This window comes from Staphylococcus sp. HMSC34G04 (assembly GCF_001838765.1).
In the GTDB taxonomy this organism is placed as follows: Bacteria; Bacillota; Bacilli; order Staphylococcales; family Staphylococcaceae; genus Staphylococcus; species Staphylococcus epidermidis.
Genome location: NZ_KV838693.1, coordinates 1 through 22572, shown reverse-complemented (window position 1 = coordinate 22572; position 22572 = coordinate 1). Strand labels below are relative to the sequence as shown.

Here is a 22572-nt window from a genome sequence, read left to right as displayed (position 1 = left end):
CATACAAAAGACTCCTTTTTATTAAAATTATAATATAAATTCAACTTTGCAACAGAACCATATTTAATATGATTAATATAGGTATTTGGCCAATGGTCATTCTAGCATTATTAATCATAGCTAATAGTATTTTTATGGTTTACAAGACAGTAGACGTTAAAAAACGCAAATGACAAAAAAGCAATCTCACTCTTAATTTATGTGAGATTGCTTTTATTTATCATAACAATATAATAACGTTTCAAGCACATTATTTAATGTTACAAACACTTCTTCAACTGTATAGTTATAGTCATTTTCTACCCAACGTCTTAGTACTTCTATTACGCCACTACTGTAAAAATCAGCTACAATTTCAGGATGTTTACTTTCTCTAATCTTTTGCGCTAAGGGGTCACGCTTACGAGTTGGGTTATTTAACATCATTTCGCGACTCACATTCGTTAAACTTCTAAATACATCTGCCTGTCGAGACGAAACTAATAGATGCTTAAAAATCTTTTTATTATTACCAATGTAATAGATAAAGTCTTCAAATGATTCAGGGGTTGTAATGTCTGCTGATGTGTCACTTTTAGCTATAATTTGTTGTGTAATAAAGTCAGGTAAAGTGTAGAGTAATTCATATTTATCTTGGAAGTATCTATAGAACGTACTGCGGTTGATTTCTGCAATATCACATATTTTTTGAACCGTGATTTCATCAAAATGATAATCATGTAAAAGTATAAACACTGTTTCATGAATATGTTTAATCATACGCTTTTGATTTGCTGACGGCATTATCTGATTCTCCTATTTATTTAATCTAGTCAGATAGCCTGACGTAATAAGAGTAATTTATCACAATAAAGTTGATTTTTCCAAACATAACAACTGATACTACGTTTAAATTTGTTTATAAAAAAAGAGTAAATAAGTTATTTGAAACGTTTAATACTATAAGAGCGATATAAAAAAGTAGGAGCGAAACTGAGTTTAGTTTCACTCCCTCGCAATAATAGCTACGATTGAGAAGAGTTTGTCTTAAGCGCCTTCTCAACTCGGTTTGCTACTGTAAATTTGCATTATGAGTTTTAAATATGCTACACCAAACGAGCATATTCTTTATTTGTCTTTCTTTACTTTGTAATTAGATAGTCTCAATACCTTCTAACCATTCATCTACTTTATTATCATTATCATCCACATAGTCTTTAGCTACTTGTTCTGGATTTTTGTTATCAACAAAGATTTTTTTAGCTAATTTGTCTTCGTCAGATTTACTCCAATCATCTGCCATACGTGTTGCAACTGTGTATGCAGCTGGATGTGCTTCTTTAAAGTCTTTGTTAAATACTAAGTCAATATGTTGATTATTATTACCATAAATGTTGTCTGGATCTTTCAACATTTTAACGTCTAATTCTTTAGAGAACCAGCTAGGTTCCATTGCTGTGAAGACGATAGGTTCTTGTTGTTTAAAAGCAGATTGAATTTTCTTGAATTGGTCTTGGTCAGAACTTTCTTTCAAGCTATATTTATCCAAGTTGTCACTATCAAGTTCATCTTTAGTTTCTTGCATAACGCCATTACGTGCGTCTGTGCCTTGAATTGCCCAATCTACAGATTTTCCGAAGTCACTGTTTTTTAAGTCACTAATTGAGTCGACATCTTGCACGTACTTAGGTACGGCTAAACCTACTTTTGCGTTATCAATTAAATGTTTATCATCATAAATTGTTAATTTACTTTTGAACTTATCGTAGTAACTTTTATCAGTAGTAGGGAATATACCTGATGCATGGAATGAATCAGAGTTCTCTGATACAGCAGCATATAACGGGCCACTTGCTGTTACTGGTGTAGTTGTTACATCATAACCTGCTTTTTTCAATACTTCTGCTATAACTAGTGAACGTGGTGTTGAATTATCACTCGCGATATAAGATATTTCGATTTCTTTATTACCAAGTGATGTTTGACTATCGTCTGATGAACCACTACCGTTACCACTATTACCACAAGCACTTAGCACTATGGCTAAGGCTAGTGTGGCTAGTAGTCCTAAGAATTTCGAACTACGTCGTTTTAACATAACGTGTTTCCCCCTTTTTAATATTAGTCTCTAAGTTCGTCATCATGACGATGTTGAGATGATCGGTTATATCTATCGTAAACACCTTTGTTGTTTTCACGAGCGTATAACATTAATGCTTTGAATAATACATCTTGATCAATATTGCTATCAGTTAATTCTTTGTATAAGTTTGTTGTTTTATCAAAATTTGAATCATGATAATCATGGTTATCATTTTGATGATCATGATTGTTGTGACGATAATCATCATTTCTATTGTAATTGTCTTGATAGTGTCGATCATTATAATTACGTTCATCATGATGAGTATGGTCGCCATCTTGAGTATAAAGTGATTCATAGTCGATATCATCACGTTGATTATCATATTGATGTTGGCGATGATGCTGGTCATGATGATTATTTAAATGCACAGAACGGTTATAATCTTCGTCATTATAATTGCGATTGTAGTTACGTTTGTCATTTTGATAAACATAGTTATCTTTGTCTTGTCTAGAGTATTCACTATTTTTATCGTTGACATGACCTTTTTCAGAAGATGTGTCGTGATGATTATCTTCTTCTAAAGCTTTACCTTCAACGTCAACGTTTGGCAATACTGCACCTAACCATTTAGGAAGGTACCATGAAGCTTTACCAAAGAGTTTCGTCAATGCTGGAATTAATGTCATACGTACGACGAATGCGTCGAATAACACACCGAAACCTAATGCGATACCCATTGACTTAATTGCACTGTCATCTTGGAAGACGAATGCGATGAATACACTGAACATAATAAGTGCAGCAGCTACGATAACAGGTCCACTTTCTTTGATACCTACACGGATTGAATGATCATTATCGCCAGTCTTACTGTATTCTTCATGTACACGTGTCATTAAGAAGAGCTCGTAGTCGATGGCAAGTCCGAATAACAATCCAATTGTGATTACTGGAAGGAATGCAAGTAATGGTCCTGTGTTTTCAATACCAAATAAGCTACCCATAAAGCCATGTTGAATGACTAATGTTGTGAAACCTAATGTAGCCATTAATGAAAGGATAAAGCCTAGTACTGCTTTTAATGGAACTAAGATCGAACGGAACACAATCATTAATAAGAAGAATGCTAATACAACAATAACGCCTGCAAATACTGGAATAGCGTTGTTTAGTTTTTCTGACATATCGATGTTAATAACACTTTGTCCTGAAATTTCAGTGCCATAGTCATATTTTTCTTGCGCTTGGCTATGATAATCACGTAAATCATATACTAGATTTTCTGTTGACTGTGAGTTCGGTCCTTTTTCAGGAATGATTGTGAATAATGCGTAATTGTTGTTGTCAGTTAGTTGTGCTTTTGAAACTGTATCAACATTATCAATGTCTTCTAAATCACTACGCATATTATTTAAATCACGTTCGATAGTGCTTTTACTTCCACCATCTTTTGTATTTACTAACATGACAATTTGTCCGTTATAACCTTCGCCAAAATTATCTGAGATTAATTTATAGGCTTTGTATTCTGATGAGTCAGTTGGTTTTAAACTATCATCTGGAATACCTAAACGCATGCCACTGACTGGTATAGCAGCTAAAATTAAAATAATTAAACTTACAATAACAGCGATAACTGGCTTACCAACAATAAATTTTGCCCAAGAATGATCTTTAGGGTCTTTACTTTTAGTTGGTTTATCTTTAATTTTAATACTTTTATGGAAGATACTGATTAGGGCAGGTAATAGTGTTAATGCTGCTAATACTGCAAATAACACACTAATCGCTGAAGCGAATCCCATAACCGCTAAGAAGTCGATTCCTACAAGTGATAAACCACAAACAGCAATCATAACTGTAAGACCAGCGAATATTACAGCACTGCCTGCTGTACCCACTGCTGTTGCAATAGCTTCTACAGTATCGACACCTTTTTTCTTAAGTTCTTTAAATCTAAATAGAATAAAGAGTGAGTAGTCAATACCAACAGCTAAACCTATCATTACAGCTAGTGTAAGAGTGAAGTTTGGAATATCAAAGATATATGTTAATAATGCGATGATACCAACACTTGAACCTAAACCGATGATTGCACTAATAATTGGCATACCAGCTGCGATAAGTGAACCAAAGGTAATAAGTAAGATTACGAATGCTACGATGATACCGACAATTTCTGATGTACCACCAGGTTCGGAATTCATAGCGCCACCTTGAGTTTTTTCAATTTGCACATTATGGTTGTCAGTTACATCTTTTAATTCTTTGTCGATGATATGTTTAGAAGAATCTTTTAATCCAGTTTGTGGAACTACATAACTTACGTTAGCGATAGCAGTATCGCCTTCATCATTAACTTGTCCACTGTCATATGGATTAGAGATATTTTGGATATAATCATCATTTTGTCTGATATTGTCTAAAGCATCTTCAATATCTTTCTTCGTATCTTTATTATTGAGTCCATCATTCTTATTAGAATGGAAGACTATTTTCATCGAGGCTTTCTCACTGTCCTGATGAAATTCTTTACTGATTTTATCGTTTGTGTCTAATGACTTAAGGCCGTTCATAGTGATGTCACTGTCAAACTTCGGTGAGTTTATCATTAATGGCGTGATAATAACACCTAGTATAACAAGCCATCCTATAACACTTAGCCATTTGTTCTTAGCTATAAATTTTCCTAGTTTGTATAATAGCTTTGCCAAGACATTTCCCCCCTATTTCATTAATTTATATCGCTTAAAGTATGGGTAGTGTGCTGATGTTTTGTGAGCAATTACATTAAATCGATACCTCAAATTAAGCATATTTAAAATGTTACATTTGATAATGTAACAAGTTATACCCACGTTCGGTACCATTAAAAGTTTTACGTCGTTGGAAAATGCAACACTTTGGAAAAATTGTTGGTGAAAATAGCGTGTATTAAGGAGATATATAAGAAAACAGGTTCTGTTGCAAAGTTAAAATTATATGCACATCTATACAAAACTATAAAAGCAAATATTGTTTTAACAGTAAAGAGTTTTGTTAGTATTAATTATTTTTCGTTTTTCAGTATAAATATTACATGATTTTTAACTTTGCAACAGAACCCTATTTATTATTGCGTAAAAAATACCTGAGACAACAAATGATGTCTCAGGTTCTTAATCTATCTCTTAAGTTATTTTTTAATTGGGAATAAACTATCAATTTTGTCTATTTCACCTTGCGATAATTCAATATTTGCAGCATCAATATTTTCAACAACTTGCTCTGCACGTTTTGCACCAGGGATGACAACATCTAGTGATGGACGTGTAAGATAAAATGCTAATACGACATTGGCAATCGTTGTATCATGTGCCTCTGCAATATCAGTTAATGCTTTTACACGACGCACATTATCTTTGAATACGTCTGGTTGAAAATCAGGACGTTCTGCACGATGATCCTCAAATGTTTGATTTTCATCGTACTTGCCAGCTAGTATACCTGAAGCAAGTGGGAAGTAAGGAACAAATGTAATATTATTTTCTGCAGCATATGCCATTACTTCTTCATTTTCACGATGTAATAAATTGTATTCTAATTGAACAACATCAACATATCCATCTTTATTCGCTTCTTTTAATTGTTCTAAAGAGAAATTAGATACACCTATTGCTTTAATTTTACCTTCATCTTTAAGCTCTTTAAGAGCCGCCACCGCTTTATCTTTTGGTGTATCGTCATCAGGAAAATGAATATAATACAAATCAATATAATCCACTTGAAGACGTTCCAAACTATTTTCAACTTGCTGTTTTAAATATTCTGGATCGTTATTTTGAACAACTTCTTCATTTTCTTTAATAACATGCGAACCTTTTGTTGCAATTTGCACTTTCTCGCGTGGATATTCTTTTACAACTTGTCCAACTAATTCTTCAGAACGTTCAGGCCCGTAGATATATGCTGTATCTAATAATGTTATACCATTATCAATAGCTTGACGTACAACTTCTTTCCCTTGCTCTTCATCCAAATTAGGATATAAATTATGACCACCTACTGCATTTGTACCTAATGCGATAGGAAAAACATTGACATCAGATTTACCTAATCGTACTTGTTTTACCATTAAAAGTCATCTCCTTTATTTAAAATACTTAAATATATTATACCCAAATCATAACTTATTCATTCATGTTAATTATCTATTAGAAGCAAGTATCTTGACCTTAAAATCATTATACGCTTTAATGTAACTAATGAAGTTACATTAAGGTGGGTAAAAATGAATTTAGAATTCAATATTGCAGTACATGTACTATGTTTTCTTGCTCAACACGATCAAGAACAATTCAATAGTAAAGAATTAGCTAAATTAACATGTCTGAACCCTGTACAACTTAGACGCGTTCTAGCATATTTAACTGAACACAACTATATCAAAGTTCAGCGTGGTAAAGCAGGAGGCTACCAAGCCAATCAACATACTGCTCAAGTAGATTTAGCCAAGTTATATCAACACTTTGTTTTAGATAAAAATAATAGCCAAAGACGATTTACTGGCGCTTCTGACAGTCATTGTCAAATTTCTAAGAAAATTGCTCATACAATGTCACATTATTATTCTCAAGAACATCAAATAATATTAGATTTTTACAAAGATAAAAATATTACAGATGTTTTGGCAGATATTTTACAGGAGGGGTAAAACCATGAAAAATTATGATTTGATTATTATTGGTTTTGGAAAAGCAGGTAAAACATTAGCGGCACATGCTGCTAGTCACGGACAAAAGGTTGCAGTGGTAGAACAATCAACAAAGATGTATGGCGGTACATGCATTAATATCGGATGTATACCGACTAAAACATTAATTCATGATGGTATTGAAGGTAGTTCATTCAAAGAGGCTATTACTAGAAAAAAAGAAGTCGTACAGGCATTGAATAACAAGAACTATCAAGGCTTAAATTCAAAGGACAATATAGATGTTCTAAATTATAAAGCTAATTTTATTTCTAACGAGGTAATAGAACTACAAGATAATAATGGAACAATTCAAGAAACAATTACAGCAGATAAGATAGTAATCAACACTGGTTCACGTGCAAATATCCCAGATATCAAAGGGATAGATACAGCTCAAAATATATATGATTCTACTGGATTACTAAATATTGACTATCAACCTCAAGAACTTGTTATTATTGGTGGTGGTTATATCGCTCTCGAATTCGCTTCAATGTTTGCAAATTTTGGAACACATGTAACAATTCTTGAGCGTGGTGATGCTATCATGACAAATGAAGATCAAGACATTGCAAATCTTATTGTCAAAGATTTACAAGATAAAGGTGTGACTATAAACACTAATACTAGTACTATTGCATTTTCAAACAATAAAGATCAAACTATCATACACACAAATCATGGAGAAATATCAGCTGATACTGTGCTCTTAGCCACAGGTCGTAAGCCAAATACAAATCACTTAGGTCTTGAAAATACAGATGTAAAAATCGGAAAACAAGGTGAAGTAATTGTAAATACACATTTGCAAAGTACAGTGAAACACATATACGCTGCAGGTGATGTTAAAGGTGGATTGCAATTTACGTATATTTCACTCGATGATTATAGAATCATTAAATCACATCTATTTGGTGATGGTTCTAGAACAACTGAAAATCGTGGTGCAATACCTTATACGGTCTTTATTGATCCTCCTCTATCTAGAGTAGGACTAATTGCAAGTGAGGCGAAATTACAAGGATACGATATTCTAGAAAATAAAGTCTTTGTCAGTAACATACCCCGTCACAAAATCAATAATGATTCCAGAGGTTTATTTAAAGCAGTAATTAATAAAGATACAAAAGAAATTTTAGGAGCGTCATTATATGGCAAAGAATCAGAAGAACTGATTAGCTTAATCAAACTTGCTATAGATCAACATATTCCTTACACAGTATTAAGAGATAATATATACACACATCCGACAATGACCGAATCCTTTAATGACTTGTTTTTAGAACCACTTTGATCTCTGATCATTAGTGGTTCTTATGCAGGTGAATCCTTCTCCTGCGCTCCACTCTATACTTTGATTTCTGATGATTAGATACTACAAATGTAGGAATTATCTATCATGACTATTTAAAATTAAAGACCGATAAATTCATTTTTTAGAACTCATCAGTCTTTAATAAGAATATGACAGTATTCATATTTAATGCTTTCTTCTATCATATTACAAAGTAATGAAAATTAAATGGCTTCATATATTCGAATTTGCAACTTAATTATGTACTACTAACATCAAAACCACCCGCGACAATCATTCATGTCTCAGGTGGTTTTGATTTATTTATTTCTCTGCTTTGTGCTTCTTTAACTTTTCCTTAAGTTTGCGATCTTGTTCTTCTTTACGACGTTTTCGTTCTTCGTTACGTTTTCTTAGTCGCTCTTCTTCTTCTGGATCACGTGGTTTTTTTAATTGTTTTGTAACCTTTTCCATAAGTTCTTCTTCGGTTAATGCAGCAAGTGGTCGATTATTAACAAATGCAAATGTTTTACGCCGACCTGGTCCACAATAAGATTGACAGCCTATTTCAATTTCAGCTTCCGGATCTAATTTTTCTAATTTTCGCTTCAAAGATTTTAAATTCACAGCCTGACACTCATCACAGATTAAAAATTTATTTTTCATCTTGCTACCCACCTTTCTATATAAACTCTTCCATCATCGTTAATATAACTCTATTTATTTTACTCTTTTTACTATAAAATTCAAGATACTTTTCACTTTAAAATTCATACATACCATATACTAATAAAATAAGAAAGTGGAACTGAATACACAGTCCCACCCCCGGTTGAGCCTCGAACCCTAAATGACTTATATCACGAGTTACTTTACTTATTGTCCATGGTAAATTTTAAATTTCAATGGTTTGATATCATTCATTTGCCATTCGTTATAAATAATATTTTTATCAATTACCTTATTGATAATAGTAATGCCGCAATCGCCACCACCAGCACCTGAAGTTTTAGAAGCGCCACCGTGCTTTTCACCGACATCACATAATTTTTTTAGCTTATCTGTTTCAATTTCAACTGATGCTTCGTTATCCATAGATTGAATAATACGTCTGTTTATACGTATCATCTTTTGAACACCTTTGATATTATTAGTTTTAAAAGCTTGGATTAAACTTTCTACACAAGCATGAGATTGATCTAAAAAATCACCATAAAAACTTGGATCTGATTTTAAACGTTTGACTTCACTCACTAAGTGTGGAGAAGAAGCTGGGGACCCAGTCCATCCAATAAGGACTTCCATATTTTCGGGAGCTTGTAAAGGTTCGATATGTAAGCCTGGCCAATTTTTTTCCAAAACATCATTCACCGATGTTTCTTCCATTTGCTGTTTCACCCAGTCATGGTCGAACGTACTATATGCAAGCCAACCACTGTAGACACTAACCGCAATATCACCACATGAACTTAAACTTTGTAATTTCATATTTGCAATTACAGCTAATTTATAAATATAAAGGTTTGATAATTCCAAACCATAGAATTCATTCAAAGCTTTAACAACAGATACTAAAACAGCGGCGCTTGAACCTAATCCGTACTTCTGACCAGAGTTATCTGCTAAGTTACTATCAATGGTTAAATGAAAGTGCTTTAAATTCATATTGCAACTGCGCACATACTGTTCAAACACTTCTATAGCTGTCACAACATATTTCAGTTGCTTAGCAGCTTGAACATCTGAGATTTCAATTCTATCTTCATTACGGTCAAATTTAACTGGTTCATAATGTAATGTTTTGGAATGAATACTACCTTCAACTTTATTTGACGCCTCAATTGTCGCCGTTACAAAGCGATTTACTGCAATAAGAATAGATTTATATCCTGGTTCGGTTACTGCATACTCGCCTGCAATATAAAGTTTTCCGGGGGCTTTTACCTGAATCATTCTATCTCTTCCTTACTTAATAATTTCAACGCCAGAGCTGATGATATCACTTGCTATAATCTTCGATTCGTCAAATACTTTTAAAAATTGTTCCATCACAGCTTGTTTATTTTTCTTTTCTACTAAAACTTTTACATTGGGACCCGCATCCATTGTAAAGTAACAAGGTAAATTGGCTTTTCGACACTGTTCCACAATCGCCATAGCATCGTAGCTTTCTTGCACTAAATACGTAAAAGGAGGTTGAGCACCTAAGTTAGTGGCATGCATACGTAAACCATTTGCTTCAATGACTTCGCCTAAGCGTTGAAAATCTTGGTTTTTAACTGCCTCTTTAGCTTCATTTAAATCTTCATCAACGTGATCCAACCAATATTGATAGAATCTAGAAGTATCTCTTGTTAGTGACATACCTGACCTACTAGATACTTTTTTTGACTGATTATTAATCACTACAAATATCATTGATAAATCTTTTTCCCAACCATTGGAATTAATTCCATGTGCATATGAGGTCAAATCATCATGCCCTTTTTCCCATTCAGCAAATCCACCAAAAATACTTCTAGAAGCAGAACCTGAACCACGTCGAGCTAAACGTGATAAGTCTGTATCTGATAAGTTCAATGACAAAGCTTCATTACAAGCGGCAGCTAAAGCAGCGTAAGCACTCGCTGAAGAAGCAAGTCCAGCTGCTGTTGGCACATGATTCTCACTTTCAATTCGCGCATGCAAACGATTTCCAGCCAAATCTCTCACTATATTCATATAGTTTTGAATCTTTTCTTTCTCTTTGGCATTCACTTCATTTCCATTTAAAATAAGGCGATCTTCAGTAAAATCAGGGTCAAAAGTCACTTTTGTTTCAGTATAAAATCGATCTAAGGTAATTGATAAACTATTATTCATAGGAATAATGTAAGTTTCATCAGCTTTCCCCCAATACTTAATCAACGCAATATTTGTATGTGCTCGTGCTTTGCCACTTTTCACCAATGATTTAACCTCCTAAATGTTCAATCCATGTATGTGCTGCGCCAGCCTTTTCAACTGCAGCAACAATAGTTTTTGCAGTTTGTAAATTTTCCGCAAGAAGAAGCATGCTGCCACCTCTTCCTCCACCAGTTAGTTTACCAGCAATGGCACCATGTTCTTTCCCAATTTGAAGTAATTTTTCTATTTTATCGTGACTTACTGTTAAATGTCTCAAGTCTTCTTGACATGCGTTAAATATGTCAGCCAAATGATGGAAATCATGCTGTTCAATCGATTCACTAGCTCTGTGAACAAGTGTACCAATGTGCTCTACATATTTCATATATTCATCAGATTCACACAATACGTGAACATCTTCCACTGCTTGTTTGGTAGAACCCTTTACTCCGGTATCAATGACAACCATATAACCATTCAATTTTAGTGATTTTAATGTTTCGGCCTTCCCTTGTTTAAACCATACAGGTTTATTTGACACAATCGTTTGCGTATCGATACCACTTGGCTTACCATGTGCGATTTGCTCCGCCCAATTTGCTTCTTTAATCAATGTTTTGTCATCTAAAGGTTGATCCATAAAATCATAACTGGCACGTACAAACGCTACTGCTACTGCAGCACTTGAACCTAAACCTCTTGATGGAGGCAAGTTAGTTTGAATTTTTACTGATAGTGGTTCTTTCACTCCACTTTTTTCAACAAAGCGATTAATGATAGACTTTAGATGTTCGGGAGCATCGTACAACATTCCGTCATATACGTCACTTGTGATAGAAGAATAATTTCCTTCATCTAAACTTTCAATGAGGACTTTAATTTTCCCAGCATTAAATGGAATTGCGATTGCCGGTTGACCAAATGTAACTGCGTGTTCACCCATTAGAATAATCTTTCCAGTAGATTCTCCGTATCCTTGTCTAGTCATATTTTCTCACCTTTATATACCTTCTTTAAAATATCACTTCATAAGATGTACTGACGATGTTAAAATGATTGACTTGCTGTTTAACGTGATATTAATTTAATTTCTTTACATATTCATCTTGATTGATGTCACTTAAATGTCAATTTTATCGAATACATTTATTATATTGCCAATAATCAAGCGTTTATTATAACTATTTAAAAGTAAAATAACAACAAAAGAGTATAATAACTTTTTGTTTAAGTTTTCACAACATTTTAATATTATAAAACTCTTTTAAAGAGTTATCAAAATCATGAAATATATTTACCTTAAATGACAATTTTGTAAACATCGTTAAATTTTTTACTAAAGTTTTTAAAATTTTCCACCTCAACTATAATACTACAAATTTGTGATAGAATATATATCATTTTCTAACAAAGTCATCTTAACTTTTGTTTGAAAGGTATTTTTATTAAACAAAATAGTAGTAGGATTGAATTTGTTGTCCTCTTTTAACCTCGAATAACACTTGTCTTTTTTATTGGTTTTCTATGTAAAATTCTCTTGGTTAGAACCCCATTGATTGAAAATTTATATAAAAATATTTTCTATTCACATCAACTATCACTGCTAATACGTAAAAAAACCTGAGACAATTATTTTGTCCCAGGCTTATCTTTTTATGACTTATCTATGGTGTCACCTTGCTAAAAATCTAATTTTTCATTTATTTTCGCATTGCGTTCTAGCATCTTATCATAGTACCCCTCGTAACGTGTCCACTCGTCTTCTGTAATAGGATCCATATTTAAGTTTGCCCCTAAATCTTTTAGTGCATATAATAATAAAAACATAACATCTTGCACTTTAATTTCTCTATTTAAAAGAGTTTCTAAAGATGCCATACATGAGGGATCTATGTCTGGATAGTGAAACTTAGTAGTCTGCCCTTTAAGTGCACGTTGATAAAACTGTTGCATCATTAATGCCCGTTCTGAGCCAGAACCTTCAATACATAAGTATATTTGCACTGCGATACCACCACGTACTCGTCGCTGAGAAATCCCGGCAAATTTCTTATCATTAATACTTAAATCAAATTTTCCTGGGCAATACGATTGCTCAATTTCTTTAGTATCGATACTAACATCTTCATCCTCAAACATTTTACTAATCAATAAATACATCACTGTAAAGGCTTCATCAATAGTCGTTTCGGTTTGTCCTTTAAAAATCAAAGATATATTTAATATTCCTTGATCTAATACGACACCCAAGCCACCAGAATTCCTAACAATCGCATTATATCCCTGTTCATCTGTAAGAAAACGAATACCATCACTTAAAAATGGTAAACGCGAATCATGAATGCCCAAAATCACGGTGTGTTGATGTATCCACGTTCGTACTACATTACAAGATAAGTCTTTACCAACGCTTTCGGAAAAAGTGTCATCAAACGCAAAAGATTGCATGGGCTCTAAACCACTTGAATGATCGACATAACGCCAGTTGATTTGATTAAAATATTTAGTTGCTAAGTCCATTATTGTAAGGCTTGAGCAGCTGTAATAATAGATAAGTTATAAACGTCTTCAGTTGAGCAACCACGAGATAAATCATTGACTGGAGAGTTTAATCCTTGTAGGACTGGTCCTACTGCATCGTATCCACCTAAACGTTGAGCAATCTTATAACCAATATTACCTGCTTCTAGACTAGGGAAAACAAATACATTCGCATCACCTTGAATTTTTGCACCAGGTGCTTTCTTCTCTGCTACGCTAGGAACAATAGCAGCGTCAAATTGGAATTCCCCATCAATAACTACATGCTCTAATTGATCCGCTTCAGCTTTTTCTTGAGCTAACTTCAATGCTTCTTGCACTTTAGTAACATCATCCGATTTAGCAGAACCTTTTGTAGAAAAGCTTAACATAGCTACTTTAGGGTTCATTCCAAAGCTTTGTGCTGATTTAGCACTCTCTACTGCAATTTCAGCAAGTCCTTGAGCATCTAATTCTGGATTAATAGCACAATCCCCAAAAATATATTGTTCATCACCTTTAATCATAAAGAAAATACCAGATGTTCTAGATACACCAGGTTTAGTTTTGATAATTTGTAATGCTGGTCTTACTGTATCTCCAGTAGAATGTGCAGCACCACTCACTAAACCTTCAGCCTTTCCAGTATACACAAGCATTGTTCCGAAATAATTTACATTATCTAATAATTCAACTGCTTGTTCTTTAGTTGCCTTACCTTTACGTCTTTCAACAAAAGCATCTACAAGCTCATCTTTAAGTTCACTCGTCGCTGGATCTATGATTTCAATTTGCGTTAAATCTAAAGCGTGTTTAGACGCAAGAGATTTAATATTATCTTCGTTTCCTAAAACGATAGGTGAAACATAGTCAGTTTTTTGTAGCTGAGTCGCAGCAATGAGCACTCGTTCATCTTCACCTTCAGGTAATACTATTTTTACATTTTTTCCGGATAATTTGTCTTGTAATACAGATAATAAATCAGCCATAATATCCTCCTTAATTCTCTCTTATAATAACGTTTACATAGTAAATTATACGTTATTTTTTATCAGAATTCCATTTCGCTTTTGTAAACATTTTTTTAGTAGTTAAATGAATGTTTGTGATAGAATTTGAAATGAATCCAATAAGAATTTTGAAAAAGGAGAGATTGATAATGAGTGAAGCAGCAGAAACTTTAGATGGTTGGTATAGCTTACATTTATTTTATGCAGTAGACTGGACAACTTTTCGTTTAATTGCTGAAGATGATCGTGAAGCAATGATTACTGAACTAGAAACATTTGTTAAAGATAAAGCAGTTGCTAGAGAATCACATCAAGGTGATCATGCAATTTATAACATTACAGGTCAAAAAGCGGACCTTTTACTATGGTTTTTACGTCCAGAGATGAAAGAGTTAAATCAAATTGAAAATGAGTTTAATAAATTACGTATCGCAGACTATCTCATTCCAACTTATTCCTATGTGTCAGTGATAGAATTAAGTAATTATTTAGCAGGCAAATCTGATGAAGATCCTTATGAAAATCCCCATGTTAAGGCACGATTATACCCTGAATTACCACATTCTGAATATATATGTTTCTATCCAATGGATAAACGACGCAATGAAACTTATAACTGGTACATGTTACCTATCGAAGACCGTAAAACTTTAATGTATAACCATGGGATGATAGGTCGTAAATATGCTGGTAAAATCAAACAGTTTATCACAGGTTCAGTAGGTTTTGATGACTACGAATGGGGTGTTACATTATTTTCAAATGATGTACTTCAATTCAAAAAAATTGTCTATGAAATGCGTTTTGATGAAACGACTGCTCGTTATGGCGAATTTGGTAGTTTCTATATTGGGCATATTTTAAACATCGAAGACTTCAAACAATTTTTTAGTATATAAGTTAAAGTGAAAAATTAACCCTACACACCAGAATCATAATTTACTGGTGTGTAGGGTTTTTAATATGTAGAAAAGATAATACCTTATCTTAAATTTAATGACTATAAAAATTTTAAGAGCCTGTACAATTAAGATGTACTAGGCTCTTATGTTGTAGTATCCTTGGGAGAACTTTAAATCACTACTACGTATATAGTTAACCTCATAGAATATACCGTCGCTACTCAATATATTCACTGTCATCGTTAACTAATATTATTTTAACCTTTTTGAAATATTTGAAACATTATATAAAGGTAAATGTACAACTATAAGGTTTTTTTTAATATTTATTATAAAATTCATCTATATAATCATTATTTTATCTGCTTAACTCTATGAAAATGACTTTAAATGACAAGTTGCACGTCATGTAAACCTCAAGGGTTGTGGCGTTTTCCTAAAACCTTTACTATAATTATAATAATGATTTATTCTTAATTTTAAAAAAATTTGGTGATGAAATGAATAAGGATACAATTGAAACATCTCATGAAGCATTGATAAAAGATGTTGTTATGATTACTGCTCGTATATTACTAGAATCTGGAGCAGAAGGTACACGGGTAGAGGATACCATGGCACGTATTGCTACAAAATTGGGCTATCCTGAAAGCAATAGTTTCGTGACTAATACTGTAATTGAATTTGTTTTACATAACGAAGCATATCCTCGGTTATATAGGATTAAAACTCGAGATACGAACTTAATAAAAATTTCTCAAGCTAATGAAATCTCACGTCAAATTACAAATGGCACGATGACGCTTGAAGAAGCTAAGTATCAATTAGAGGAAATATATGTTGCTAAAAGAGATAGCAGTCTACCCTTCAAAGGAATTGCCGCAGCAATTATCGCTACGAGCTTCCTCTATCTACAGGGAGGTCGTCTGGTTGATATCATCACAGCTGTATTAGCTGGAACGATTGGATACTTAGTAGTAGAAATATTAGATCGAAAGCTACACGCACAATTTATTCCAGAATTTATAGGTTCTTTGGTAATAGGTATTATTTCTGTAATTGGACATGCATTTGTTCCTAGCGGAGATTTAGCTACAATTATCATTGCCGCGGTCATGCCTATTGTACCTGGAGTACTTATTACAAATGCTATTCAAGATTTATTCGGAGGACATATGTTAATGTTTACAACAAAATCTTTAGAAGCTTTAGTTACTGCCTTTGGTATAGGCGCTGGTGTAAGTTCAATATTAATTTTAGTCTAGGAGTGCACTCATATGTTTTGGATATTTAATTTTATATTTAGCTTTCTTGCTTCACTCTTTTTCTGTGTCATATTTGATGCCCCTAGGAAGTTGTATTTTGCTTGTGGCTTTGTCGGCGCTTGTGGATGGATGGTTTATACTGTATTATTTAACGGCTTTGAGCTCCATACGATTTACTCAAGCTTTTTCGGAAGTTTAGCGTTAGGTCTACTTAGTCATTACATGGCTCGTCGAAAAAAAGAGCCTGTAATTATTTTTATGGTTACAGGTATTATACCTCTAGTTCCAGGTGGACTTGCTTATGATGCCACTAAAAACTTAGTGTTATTACACTTTGGTAAGGCGATTAACACAATGCTTGAAGTGACATTAATAGCAGGTGCTATTGCTTTGGGTTTATTATTTGCTGATCAAATTTCTAAAATCGTTATTTCAGGTTTTGCGCGTACCAGAAAAGGATTGTAATATCAATAAACTCTTTCGCTAAAAATTAACGTTACTCTAACCAATTAAATTTATGGTTAAATGTTGTTGGAAAATATATGATAAATAAAAATCCCAAAATGAAATTCTAAAAAATTTCATTTTGGGATTTTATAATATTGTCACAAAATAACTTTTAAATTTATTTATTCGTTGAATTAGATTGACCAGGTTCATGAATCATCTCTAAAACTTCGTCTTCAGAATGATTTAAAATCAATCGACTCATTTCATCATTATTCATTTTCTTAAGTTTTGGCAAGCGAATGATAAAAAAGATTAATCCTATTACCAACCAAATTCCTAAAGCGATGTATGATGGTATCGAAAGTGCTGCAGGAGAACCTGGAATAAGCAATAAACATAAGAACACAAAGGATACAATCGATCCTATAATACCAAAAATTTTATAAACTGGTGCATACGTATTACTCTGTTTATTAAAACTAAATAATTTCGTAGCAGATAAACAAGTAATAAAATATGCAATTGAAACACCTGTAGATGACATATCTACAATCCATGTTAATGCCGTTCTACCTAACCAAGGAGCAATTAAAGATACAGCTACTAAGAAAATAATAGCGACATATGGTGTTTTATGTTTACTGTGTAATTTACTAAATACTGTTGGCATAATGCCAGAGCGCCCCATTGAAAATAGTAAGCGACTCGAACTCATTAAAAATCCATTTAATCCAGTAAAAATCCCCATAATAATTGCCACTGCTAATACTGCAAGGCCAATAAAACCGAATGCATCTTGAGTCACTGCACCGGTAAGCCATAAGTTACCATTTAAACTTGTTGCTTGTGTACCTAGCCAGCCTGTGTAAAGTAACATCACTACATAAGTGAGTGACGCAGCTAGTAAACTATAAACAATAAGTTTAAACGTCTTGTTAGGAGAAAAGTTAAATTCTTCAGCAGTTTGCGGTATATTATCAAACCCTACGTACGCCCATGGTGCAATAGAGACAATCATAATGATTGATTGAAACCATCCTTTATCTACACTTGCTAATGGCTCTAAATGACTCAAACTAAAGTGACTGCTAAAGAAAGAACCTATAAACATAAGTGCAACTACAAGGACCATTGCAACACAGAAGTAATATTGTAACGAACCAGACACACTGGCACCTCTAATAGTAATCAACATAAACACTATAAGTAGCACTGTTGCGATAACAATTTCAGTTATGTAAACATCCCAACCAGCTACTGTATATAACTTTCCGTTGTTCAAAACATTTGGTAATAAAAATTTAATCAACAAACTGAATGCTGTCGCATTTAACGCAACAACACAAACATAGCCAAATGTTAAAAACCATGAAGAGAAAAAGCTTACATATCTTCCAAAACTTAAAAAACTAAAAGCAAATGCGCCACCAGAAACAGGAAATTTTTCAACGAGTGCGCCATAACTTACAGCAATAAGAATCATCAATAACGCACCGATTACTATACCTATTGAAGAAGCAATAGGCCCTGATTGTTTAATCCAATCTCCTGGTAATATAAAAGCGCCCCATCCGATACACGAACCATATGCAATAGCCCATACAAATTTCTCGGAAAGATTCTGCTTAAGGTTACCTCTATCTACATTGTTATTTTTATTTTCCATAAATAAAACTCACCTCGAGAGTATAGTATACCCTAAAAGGTGAGTGAATTAACTCATGAACTTTTACCATTAAATTGTAAAGAACGTCATATTGTAACAAGATTGTATGAAGTGATTACCCTGCGAATTTAAGTGTAGCAATTACAAGAACAAGCCAACCAATTATAAATAGAACACCACCTATTGGCGTAATTGCACCTAAAATACGAACTTGTGTTAAGGCTAAGAAATACAAGGAACCACTGAAAAAGACAATACCAAAGAATAATAACCAACCAGCCCAATTTACATTAATTGATGTTGTACCACTTATTAAACCTATAACTAACAGACCTAATCCATGATACATTTGATAAGTTGTTGCTTTTTCCCATATTGACATGTATTTATCTGATAATTTACCTTCCAATCCATGTGCTCCAAATGCCCCAGTACCGACAGCCATCATTGCATTTAATGCACCTAAAATAATAAAAACTTTCATCATTTTGAATGTACTCCTTTATATTTAAAAATCAAAAATAGATTCACCATTACCAACATGATCATCTGTAATCATCATATTATTAGAAGTATGATGCTTTTTCATTGATTGTGGTACTTTACCACCCATTGCTTCTATTTCAGCTACAGTTACATCATGTTTTTGTGAAGTCTGTTGTTTCATCTCATAATCATCTTTTATATTACTATTCATTGGTTTAGAACGATTTAATTTCTCTATTGTTGAACGACTTTGATGAGAACTAACAAGAGATGTGAGCATGTGTATAGCATACATATGCTTTTCAAATTCAGTATCTGTCTGAGCTTCATCTGCTTGTACCAATTCTTGCTCAATCAATTGTAGAATCTGTTTTTTGTTCATTATTCTCACCTAACTTTCACACCACTGAACTGGTGTTTTTCCTTTAGATTTTAAATAATTATTTGTAGTTGAATAAGGTTTAGAACCAAAAAATCCTCTAAAAGCCGATAGTGGACTAGGATGTGGCGATTTAATAATTAAATGTTTAGATGTATCAATGAATCGTTCCTTTTGTTGAGCAGGTCTTCCCCAAAGAATAAAAACAACATGCTCACGATAATTAGAAACAGCTTGTATGATTTCATCCGTAAATGTTTCCCACCCAATATTTCGATGTGAATGTGCTTCACCTTGTCGAACAGTCAATACCGTATTTAATAACAAGACACCTTCTCTTGCCCAGTCTTGTAAATGGGGCGAAGTTCTATGACACCCTATATCATTTTCTAGTTCTTGATACATATTTCTTAAAGATGGTGGAAATTTAGCATGAGGTTGCACTGAAAATGCTAAACCATGTGCTTGATTAGGACCGTGATAAGGATCTTGTCCTAAAATAACAACCTTGATATCTTCAAAAGGCGTTAAATCAAATGCTTGATAGATATTTTTTTTATCTGGATAAACGATTTGAGTCGTATATTCTTTTTCTAAAAAGTCATGCATCGCCTGAAAATCATGGCGTGTTGTTATATCATGAAATACCTCTGACCATTTCATTCGTTTTCACCTCAAGCTACATTTTAACATATTCATATTGGAAAAATGACTGATTTTATAAGCATTAATTTTTGTAAACCTTTATATATTTTAGGTTTACAATCAATCTATTTTTAATTATATTACAATTACTATAGATAAATTTCAGTAGTTTGGAGTGTTATATATGTGTACGGCTATTTCTTTATATACAAAACAACGTTATCATTATTTAGCTAGAACGATGGACTTTGCATTTGAATTTAATGGTATCCCAACCATTGTTCCACGTCATTATCACTACCAATTTGATCTAGATTCAGACATGCGTCTTGAATATGGTTTTGTTGGAACAAATTTAAAAGTAGGACGTTATAGATTTGGTGATGGTATAAACGAAAAAGGTTTAGCTATTTCGAACCATTACTTCACTGGTGAAGCCTCATACAGTACCCATAAACGTTATGGTTATTTTAACTTAGCACCTGAGGAGTTTATTGTTTGGGTTTTAGGTTTTAATAAAAGTATTAGCGAATTAAAACAAAAGGTTAAGAAGATCAATATTATGAATGAAAAAAATACAACTTTGAATATCGTTCCTCCTTTACATTTCATGGTCACTGATGAAACAGGACATACCGTAGCCATAGAACCTCACAATGGCTTATTAATAGTTAAAGATAATTATGTTCATACCTTAACAAATGCGCCTAAATTAGATTGGCATCTATCTAACTTAAGAAATTATGCTTATTTAACACCACAGAAATCAACCAATCAATTAATAGGTAAAGTGCTAGTAAGATCAATGGGTTGTGAAGCAGGAACAAATGGCTTACCGGGTGGTTATACTTCAACAGAACGTTTTATACGGGCTACATATTTAAGACACCAACTACGCTGTTCCCATAATGAAGATGAAAATTTAATGAATTGTTTTAAAGTTCTAGAATCAGTCAGTATCCCTCAAGGTGCAGTTATCGATGCCAATAAAATACATTACACACAATATCAATTAGTGATGGAAAGTAAAGAAAGAAGCTATTATATTAAGCCATACTTTAGTAATCAAATTTTCAAAATAAAATTAACTGAAGATCTTTTAAGTAAGAATGAGTTGACATTCTTACCTATTAATCACGAATTAAAGATAACATCAATACAGTAACTAACGTATGATGATTGATTTTGAATTTTACAAAATATAATAATTTAGCGTACGCGATAAACATGATATGATAAAGACACTAGAAATTAATGGGAGTGAATGAATGATGGCTTTAAAAAAAGTATTAACGATAGCTGGTTCAGATACAAGTGCTGGTGCCGGTATGCAAGCAGATCTTAAAACGTTCCAAGAACTTGATGTATATGGAATGGTAGCTTTAACATCTATTGTGACAATGGATAAAGAAACATGGTCCCATGATGTAACACCCATTGATATGAATATCTTCGAAAAACAACTTGAAACAGCAATATCAATTGGACCTAATGCTATTAAAACAGGGATGTTAGGAACACAAGACATTATTAAACGTGCCGGAGATGTTTTTGTTGAATCTGGTGCAGACTATTTTGTAGTTGATCCAGTAATGGTTTGTAAAGGTGAAGACGAAGTACTTAATCCAGGAAACACAGAAGCAATGATTCAATATTTACTACCTAAAGCTACAGTAGTTACCCCGAATTTATTCGAAGCAGGTCAACTCTCTGGTTTAGGAAAATTAACATCAATTGAGGACATGAAAAAAGCTGCTCAAGTGATTTATGACAAAGGCACACCTCATGTCATTATTAAAGGTGGCAAAGCACTCGATCAAGATAAATCTTATGACTTGTACTATGATGGCCAACAATTTTATCAATTAACTACTGACATGTTCCAACAAAGTTATAATCATGGTGCAGGATGCACATTTGCTGCTGCCACAACAGCTTATCTTGCGAACGGTAAATCTCCAAAAGAAGCAATCATTGCTGCTAAAGCATTTGTAGCTTCAGCAATCAAAAATGGTTGGAAAATGAATGACTTTGTAGGACCTGTTGATCATGGTGCATATAACCGTATTGAACAGATTAACGTTGAAGTCACTGAGGTTTAAAAATACTAGATTGTATAAATACTAGTACATTTTAGCCCTAATTTATAGGCTCATTTAATTCCTACAAACTTTGTAATTATAATTAAATCAATATCTATATAGATGTGGAAAGCCTGGGACAAAAAGGTCCAAGATAAGTAAATAAAGACAATTTCTATTGAAAT

General features: G+C 33.2%; 21 protein-coding genes. 7 read left to right on the top strand and 14 right to left on the bottom strand.

Translation table 11 applies throughout. From position 1 onward, the window contains the following. Positions 1–213: 213 nt before the first annotated feature. The 4 genes from HMPREF3241_RS01535 to HMPREF3241_RS01520 all read right to left on the bottom strand — a co-directional run bounded on the left by HMPREF3241_RS01535 (position 214) and on the right by HMPREF3241_RS01520 (position 6182). Positions 214–783 carry a TetR/AcrR family transcriptional regulator gene (locus HMPREF3241_RS01535; RefSeq protein ID WP_070592750.1) on the bottom strand — a complete coding sequence of 190 codons (570 nt, stop codon included), beginning with the start codon at positions 781–783 and terminating at the stop codon, positions 214–216. Between the two features lie 349 nt (positions 784–1132). Then, the gene (locus HMPREF3241_RS01530; RefSeq protein WP_001832065.1) at positions 1133–2077 is read right to left on the bottom strand and encodes a glycine betaine ABC transporter substrate-binding protein; all 945 of its coding nucleotides are present in this window, start codon (positions 2075–2077) and stop codon (positions 1133–1135) included. Between the two features lie 23 nt (positions 2078–2100). After that, positions 2101–4782: an MMPL family transporter gene (locus HMPREF3241_RS01525; RefSeq protein WP_070853393.1), complete on the bottom strand. Its 2682-nt coding sequence runs from the start codon at positions 4780–4782 to the stop codon at positions 2101–2103. A gap of 461 nt (positions 4783–5243) precedes the next feature. Continuing rightward, complete coding sequence (locus HMPREF3241_RS01520; RefSeq protein WP_001832085.1) at positions 5244–6182, bottom strand: aldo/keto reductase; 939 nt, start codon at positions 6180–6182, stop codon at positions 5244–5246. A gap of 156 nt (positions 6183–6338) precedes the next feature. Here HMPREF3241_RS01520 and hypR point away from each other — a divergent pair, with 156 nt between their 5' ends. After that, entirely contained in the window at positions 6339–6761 is a 423-nt protein-coding gene (gene hypR, locus HMPREF3241_RS01515; protein ID WP_001832072.1) for a redox-sensitive transcriptional regulator HypR, read from the top strand. Between the two features lie 4 nt (positions 6762–6765). Beyond that, a complete protein-coding gene (merA, locus tag HMPREF3241_RS01510; protein ID WP_002456011.1) occupies positions 6766–8097 on the top strand; it encodes a hypothiocyanous acid reductase MerA in 1332 nt (443 codons plus the stop codon). 324 nt (positions 8098–8421) lie between these two features. Here merA and HMPREF3241_RS01505 read toward each other — a convergent pair whose 3' ends face one another. The 6 genes from HMPREF3241_RS01505 to pta form a co-directional block, all read right to left on the bottom strand. Further along, a complete protein-coding gene (locus tag HMPREF3241_RS01505) occupies positions 8422–8763 on the bottom strand; it encodes a YuzB family protein (protein ID WP_002438738.1) in 342 nt (113 codons plus the stop codon). 210 nt (positions 8764–8973) lie between these two features. Further along, complete coding sequence (locus HMPREF3241_RS01500) at positions 8974–10050, bottom strand: phosphomevalonate kinase (RefSeq protein ID WP_001832075.1); 1077 nt, start codon at positions 10048–10050, stop codon at positions 8974–8976. 12 nt (positions 10051–10062) lie between these two features. Continuing rightward, positions 10063–11046, bottom strand: coding sequence for a diphosphomevalonate decarboxylase (gene mvaD / locus HMPREF3241_RS01495; protein ID WP_002469363.1), 984 nt, complete (start codon positions 11044–11046; stop codon positions 10063–10065). A gap of 4 nt (positions 11047–11050) precedes the next feature. Next, positions 11051–11971 carry a mevalonate kinase gene (gene mvk / locus HMPREF3241_RS01490; RefSeq protein ID WP_002445774.1) on the bottom strand — a complete coding sequence of 307 codons (921 nt, stop codon included), beginning with the start codon at positions 11969–11971 and terminating at the stop codon, positions 11051–11053. Positions 11972–12663: 692 nt separating this feature from the next. Beyond that, the gene (locus tag HMPREF3241_RS01485; RefSeq protein WP_002445773.1) at positions 12664–13503 is read right to left on the bottom strand and encodes a lipoate--protein ligase family protein; all 840 of its coding nucleotides are present in this window, start codon (positions 13501–13503) and stop codon (positions 12664–12666) included. After that, positions 13503–14492: a phosphate acetyltransferase gene (pta, locus tag HMPREF3241_RS01480; protein ID WP_002445772.1), complete on the bottom strand. Its 990-nt coding sequence runs from the start codon at positions 14490–14492 to the stop codon at positions 13503–13505. Before pta ends, HMPREF3241_RS01485 begins: the two co-directional genes overlap by 1 nt. A 170-nt stretch (positions 14493–14662) precedes the next feature. Here pta and hemQ point away from each other — a divergent pair, with 170 nt between their 5' ends. The 3 genes from hemQ (at position 14663) to HMPREF3241_RS01465 (ending at position 17145) form a co-directional block, all read left to right on the top strand. Beyond that, positions 14663–15412: a hydrogen peroxide-dependent heme synthase gene (gene hemQ, locus HMPREF3241_RS01475; RefSeq protein WP_002458373.1), complete on the top strand. Its 750-nt coding sequence runs from the start codon at positions 14663–14665 to the stop codon at positions 15410–15412. 503 nt (positions 15413–15915) lie between these two features. Then, complete coding sequence (locus HMPREF3241_RS01470; RefSeq protein WP_002456858.1) at positions 15916–16680, top strand: threonine/serine exporter family protein; 765 nt, start codon at positions 15916–15918, stop codon at positions 16678–16680. Between the two features lie 12 nt (positions 16681–16692). Continuing rightward, the gene (locus tag HMPREF3241_RS01465; protein ID WP_002456857.1) at positions 16693–17145 is read left to right on the top strand and encodes a threonine/serine exporter family protein; all 453 of its coding nucleotides are present in this window, start codon (positions 16693–16695) and stop codon (positions 17143–17145) included. Positions 17146–17305: 160 nt separating this feature from the next. Here HMPREF3241_RS01465 and HMPREF3241_RS01460 read toward each other — a convergent pair whose 3' ends face one another. The 4 genes from HMPREF3241_RS01460 to HMPREF3241_RS01445 form a co-directional block, all read right to left on the bottom strand. Further along, positions 17306–18796, bottom strand: coding sequence for an APC family permease (locus tag HMPREF3241_RS01460; RefSeq protein WP_002445768.1), 1491 nt, complete (start codon positions 18794–18796; stop codon positions 17306–17308). A gap of 115 nt (positions 18797–18911) precedes the next feature. Next, on the bottom strand, positions 18912–19280 hold the full coding sequence (locus tag HMPREF3241_RS01455; protein WP_002458376.1) for a DUF423 domain-containing protein: 369 nt from the start codon (positions 19278–19280) through the stop codon (positions 18912–18914). A gap of 24 nt (positions 19281–19304) precedes the next feature. Further along, positions 19305–19664, bottom strand: coding sequence for a DUF5327 family protein (locus tag HMPREF3241_RS01450; RefSeq protein ID WP_002458377.1), 360 nt, complete (start codon positions 19662–19664; stop codon positions 19305–19307). A gap of 9 nt (positions 19665–19673) precedes the next feature. After that, positions 19674–20324, bottom strand: a complete 651-nt coding sequence (locus HMPREF3241_RS01445) for a uracil-DNA glycosylase (RefSeq protein ID WP_002445765.1) — start codon at positions 20322–20324, stop codon at positions 19674–19676. Positions 20325–20490: 166 nt separating this feature from the next. Here HMPREF3241_RS01445 and HMPREF3241_RS01440 point away from each other — a divergent pair, with 166 nt between their 5' ends. Further along, complete coding sequence (locus tag HMPREF3241_RS01440) at positions 20491–21471, top strand: choloylglycine hydrolase family protein (protein WP_002458378.1); 981 nt, start codon at positions 20491–20493, stop codon at positions 21469–21471. Positions 21472–21577: 106 nt separating this feature from the next. Beyond that, positions 21578–22408, top strand: a complete 831-nt coding sequence (gene thiD / locus HMPREF3241_RS01435; RefSeq protein ID WP_032603372.1) for a bifunctional hydroxymethylpyrimidine kinase/phosphomethylpyrimidine kinase — start codon at positions 21578–21580, stop codon at positions 22406–22408. Positions 22409–22572: the final 164 nt, after the last annotated feature.